Raw genomic sequence first — 4,289 nt, forward strand, 5'->3', positions numbered from 1 at the left:
GTGAAAAAACGTCACGTGAAACTCTTGCAGGTGAGGAAGAATCTTCACGTGAAGATATTTCAGGTGAGGAAGTATTTTCAGGTGAAATAGTTTCCGGTGAAACTAGAGGGGCAACCCGTTCGGCGTCCGGATGGTCCGCCTGCCAAGCCTCCCTGGCGCGGGAAATTGGATCCGCAGCTGCAACAAGGGACCTGCCGACAGTATTCATTCCATGGACATGGGATCCGCGCTCAACGATAAGGCCCATCTCGAGTAGGGAGGCGATGGTCGTGCGGGCAGTGCGCTCGCTCGTGCCGGACCAGTCCGCGAGAACGGCGGCTCCAAAATCGTAGCAACCCTTATCTACCGTGCAGGAGTAGATCAAGGCATACGCCACGAGCTGTGCGGGCCTAAGGCCCAAATAGCGCATGAAGCCGTGTATGGCGAACGAGGGACCGTAGCCTTCGGTCTCTGTCTCGAGAATCTTCGACACTATGCGGCCTTTCTCCTTTGCAGCGCCTGGACCGCCAGGGAGAACAATGCCTCTTCGTTGAAGACATTGCACTCCCCTGCCGCCCGCGCGGATTCGATTTCACTTATCAGGGACTCGCGTCCGTAAACGGACAGCATGAAGTTAACGAGCTCGCCGGAGCGGAACTGACCACCGCCGACAGACAGAGGAACCGCTAGGTCGAAATAGGCGACAAGGGGCTGGCCGATGGTGTCGACCGCATCCAGCGCAACCGCCACCCTGCCTGCACCCGCCTTAAAGATAGCAACAGGAGCCTGAAGGAGCTCAGGAACCGATGCAAGCAGCGAGGGCTCGATGCCGTGCCTGTGTGAGCGATTGGAGATCGTTGTCTCCCGTACGATATGCCGCACGGTGTGGCAGATAGGCAGGTTGGGAATCCCCGCCGCCAAAAGCGCCTTCGGTGTTTCGGGGAGAACGGGCACAGGCGCCTGTCGGTTATAGCCCCGGCCCCTCGCCTTTGCAATTTCGGCGAATCCAGTCCACATTCGGCATGAATTCGCGTATTCGGCTAGATCTTGATTGTTTAGACCCTCTACTGCGATGGTAGAATCAACTTGACCGACGAGGGCGTGATACCGTCCTATGTCGTCGAGATCGTGTTGACGCTGTTCACCTTTCCACATCCGTGAACTCCCTTCTTCTACGGTCTCACGTTTCGGGTGCGGCTGGGGCTCTTCCTTAATTTCCCAGTCGCACTTTTTTTCTGACACCCTAAATTGAACAGTCGTCGCGAACGATGCGGGGCCCATCATGCGGCCCCCTTACGGCCGTCGCGGGCCATGCGCTTTGACATGCTCTCTTGCAGGGACTGCAGAGAGGCGTACTCCTCGTACGGCATCTCATGGCTGGACTCCTTAATGAAAGGAGTCTTGCGCATATAGGCGTCGAGGTCGTCAATGTTGATGTAGATGGTCCGCGATCCACCACGGTTGAACGCGCCGTAGACGGCGGGAATCTCGCCAGATTCAATGAGCCTCTGCAGAGCATCGACATGTCGATGGATGTATTTGGCTGCCGCGGATTTGGAGAGCCATTTACTGCTCGCCCACGGCTCCAGCCTTTCTTTGCCGCTCATTACGCAACCTCGTCCTTCTGGGGAAGACGATCATCGGTCTCGCCAAGCAGGTATTGAATGGAGCATCCGAACAACTGCGACATCTTCTCGAGCTGATCGTAAGTTGCCGACTTCGGATCGCGTTCGATTCGAACGATAATGCTTCTGCTGACGCCGAGTTTGTCTCCAAGATCGGTTTGCGAAAGGCGAAGCCTCACTCGTTCCGCTCCGATACAATTCGGCATAAAACCCTCCTTTAGTAATACGGATTGTTGTACTTAGCCAAATACTACAACACTTTGAAGTACTGTACAACAAATTGTCGTACCTAAAGTCAAGGTGCTCAAAGAAAGGAGTACCCATGGGCAACAATCTGAAAACCATTCGCTCCAATAGCGGAAAGACTCAAAAACAAGTAGCGGAAGAGCTCGGTATTTCGCTTTCTGCTTACAGAACGTATGAGCAAGGGACGAGACGTCTCACGGATGAGCTTTTGCTCCAGCTCTCGATATATTTCTCTGTCTCAGTTGATTCAATTCTTGGATCTAAATTCTCAGCATCGCTTTCTTCCCCCTCGTTTCTCGAAGACTCCGAAATGCGTTCAATAGTTAACGCCGCGGTCTCCGAAATGAACAAAGAAGACAGGCAGCAGTTTAGAAAGCTGTTGGAGAGCTATATGGCCCTCAGCTCAGCCGGAAGAAAGCAGCTTGCAGATAGTGCAGACACTATGAACCGTTCTGGTAAATACAAGAGATTTGGCAATATTGCAAAAAGCAACGCCTCAACTAGTTCTCGCGGTAGAGCCAAGACCGCCTAAACGATCGAACGGAACCTTTACCACAAGGGTTCTTTATCCTGATTGGAATACAATACGAGGTAGCCACAATGCCTAAAAACAAAATCGGACTAATTGAGAAAATAGGCGTCGACACCGACGGTTTAGAGATATTCAGGGTTAGAGTCGAAGCCGGCACCCGTGAAAGGCGTTCCACAAAAAGGGTAACGATTCATGGAACCATGAGGGATGCCCAGGCCGCAGCTTCTATGCTCTATGTCGAGTTGAATTCCAGCCTTTCCGAACGCGACATTCCTGAGATTACGCTGAATCAATACTTTTATGGCAGGTTTATCCCAGCCCTGGAAAAAGAAGGTAAGACCAACAGCACAATCGACGGATATGTCAAAAACTACCGAAAATGGATAGCCCCGAATCATGGCGAACGAGTTCTCTCAAATCTTGACGAAACTAACGTTCGAAACCTCATTGAACAGTCGGGGACTCCGAGGAACACTCTCAGGACTTATAGGGCAATCTTAAACAGGGCCAAATCTGATGGATTCATGCGCCACAAAATGGATCTAACGGGTCTCGACGCCAAGGCAAAGAAAAAGAAGCGCCCCGCACCATGGTCGCCAATGGAATTGAAGCAGGCTGCCGATGTATTAGCTGATGATGAGATGGCATACCTGACCCTGTTAGTCGGAAGCGCTGGGCTTCGCAAGGAAGAAAACCTGGCCATAACGCCAGCTGACGTTCAGGTATTGAAAATGCCGACTTCCCAAGGCGTGAAAAAGTATGTTCTCCTGAATGTTCATGCGGCCTACACTGATGAAGACGGACTTAAGGTAACCAAAACGGAAGAGTCTAAAAGGCATGCTCTTGTACTTCCGGAGTTTACGGAAAGGTTTCTTATAGCACTCGAGGCCACGAAGCCGTCAATCGAGCAGGTTGAAGGTTGCTGGCTCATCAGACACAAGACATGCTGGCACAAGTCCAGAAAAGCAAAATATAGAATTGAAACTGTAATGGGAAATCGAAAAGATGCCCAGGCGGTTGCAGATCAATTGGCGGCAGAAACCGCAGCAAAGTACAAATTGGGCTCAAATCCAAAGCTGAAAGAAGTTGCAGACGGAATTTGGACCGTCACCGTTTTCGACGGATACGTTGACACCATGGAGAGGACCATCAAGCCGGAGGCATTCATCGGATCAGAACAAGATGCCACACGTCACGCTCTTGAACAGTGGAGTAATAGTCGGATTCTCCCGTGTGCCGGCGATACGCTTCGCGGCCACTGGGAAACCGCGCTGAGGAAGCACGGACTGAGGTTTATCCCTGTGAACAACCTCAGGCACACCTCCGAAACGCTCATGGCCGCCAGCGGAGTTTCGACCCCGACGATTTCAAGCATGCACGGGCATACGCAGTTTAAGACGGATTTCCAGCACTATATCGATCTGAATGTTGAAGCGATTCTCGATGCTGCCGACAAGGTCGATACCTTCATGGCGTCAGACATGGCAAGCGGAGGCTTCACGCTTGAATCGCTTGTTGAGAAAACTGACTTATAGAAGATTTTCGAGAATCGAACTCGAGCGGGCTTGATGTTAGCCATTCAAAGCCTCGCCCAAGGCAATGAGAGACGATATGGGGCGGCGAATCAATTACTTCGAGTATTGATGAGTCTCAAGCTCTAAGATGGCCCTAAAACGCGTCCAGACGCCCGATCTGGACGCGCCGCAAATTCGAGATGATCGATTCACCGCATTTTCAAACTATTTTGGTCGGAGCAGACGCGTTGGCACATCGTTTATTAAGCCCATTTTTAGACCTTTGATACAGAAGAAGAAAGTATCTATGCACAAATCAGTGGTGGATAGTGGTGGATAGCCAGAAGAAACCAGTGGATTCGAGAAGGAATAGCCAATAGTAAAGCGGTTCCC

Annotated in this window: 6 protein-coding genes; 2 read left to right on the forward strand and 4 right to left on the reverse strand. The window is 51.5% G+C overall.

The annotated features are described in order from the left end of the window. The 4 genes from I2D41_RS10010 to I2D41_RS04275 form a co-directional block, all read right to left on the reverse strand. A partial coding sequence (locus tag I2D41_RS10010; protein ID WP_229042125.1) for a hypothetical protein occupies window positions 1–472 on the reverse strand: 472 nt, incomplete at its 3' end. Beyond that, window positions 472–1,263, reverse strand: a complete 792-nt coding sequence (locus I2D41_RS04265; protein WP_195247170.1) for a MuF-C-terminal domain-containing protein — start codon at window positions 1,261–1,263, stop codon at window positions 472–474. The genes I2D41_RS10010 and I2D41_RS04265, both read right to left, overlap by 1 nt. Further along, window positions 1,260–1,586 (reverse strand): helix-turn-helix domain-containing protein, encoded by a 327-nt coding sequence (locus tag I2D41_RS04270; protein WP_195247168.1) that lies wholly within the window; start codon window positions 1,584–1,586, stop codon window positions 1,260–1,262. Before I2D41_RS04270 ends, I2D41_RS04265 begins: the two co-directional genes overlap by 4 nt. After that, window positions 1,586–1,810, reverse strand: a complete 225-nt coding sequence (locus tag I2D41_RS04275) for a helix-turn-helix domain-containing protein (RefSeq protein ID WP_118335676.1) — start codon at window positions 1,808–1,810, stop codon at window positions 1,586–1,588. The genes I2D41_RS04270 and I2D41_RS04275 overlap by 1 nt, the downstream gene beginning before the upstream one ends. A 116-nt stretch (window positions 1,811–1,926) precedes the next feature. On the opposite strand from I2D41_RS04275, the gene I2D41_RS04280 reads away from it, so the two are divergent. Together I2D41_RS04280 and I2D41_RS04285 are read left to right on the forward strand one after the other, a co-directional pair. Beyond that, window positions 1,927–2,382: a helix-turn-helix transcriptional regulator gene (locus I2D41_RS04280; RefSeq protein ID WP_195247166.1), complete on the forward strand. Its 456-nt coding sequence runs from the start codon at window positions 1,927–1,929 to the stop codon at window positions 2,380–2,382. 68 nt (window positions 2,383–2,450) lie between these two features. After that, window positions 2,451–3,917 carry a site-specific integrase gene (locus I2D41_RS04285; RefSeq protein WP_195247164.1) on the forward strand — a complete coding sequence of 489 codons (1,467 nt, stop codon included), beginning with the start codon at window positions 2,451–2,453 and terminating at the stop codon, window positions 3,915–3,917. Window positions 3,918–4,289 lie beyond the last annotated feature (372 nt).

The organism is Collinsella aerofaciens (assembly GCF_015552075.1).
GTDB classification, from domain to species: domain Bacteria; phylum Actinomycetota; class Coriobacteriia; order Coriobacteriales; family Coriobacteriaceae; genus Collinsella; species Collinsella aerofaciens_Y.

Excerpts from the sequence above, each read along its gene's own strand:
- I2D41_RS04265 (WP_195247170.1), bottom strand. The coding sequence starts at position 1,263 with ATGATGGGCCCCGCATCGTTCGCGACGACTGTTCAATTTAGGGTGTCA.
- I2D41_RS04270 (WP_195247168.1), bottom strand. The coding sequence starts at position 1,586 with ATGAGCGGCAAAGAAAGGCTGGAGCCGTGGGCGAGCAGTAAATGGCTC.
- I2D41_RS04275 (WP_118335676.1), bottom strand. The coding sequence starts at position 1,810 with ATGCCGAATTGTATCGGAGCGGAACGAGTGAGGCTTCGCCTTTCGCAA.
- I2D41_RS04280 (WP_195247166.1), top strand. The coding sequence starts at position 1,927 with ATGGGCAACAATCTGAAAACCATTCGCTCCAATAGCGGAAAGACTCAA.
- I2D41_RS04285 (WP_195247164.1), top strand. The coding sequence starts at position 2,451 with ATGCCTAAAAACAAAATCGGACTAATTGAGAAAATAGGCGTCGACACC.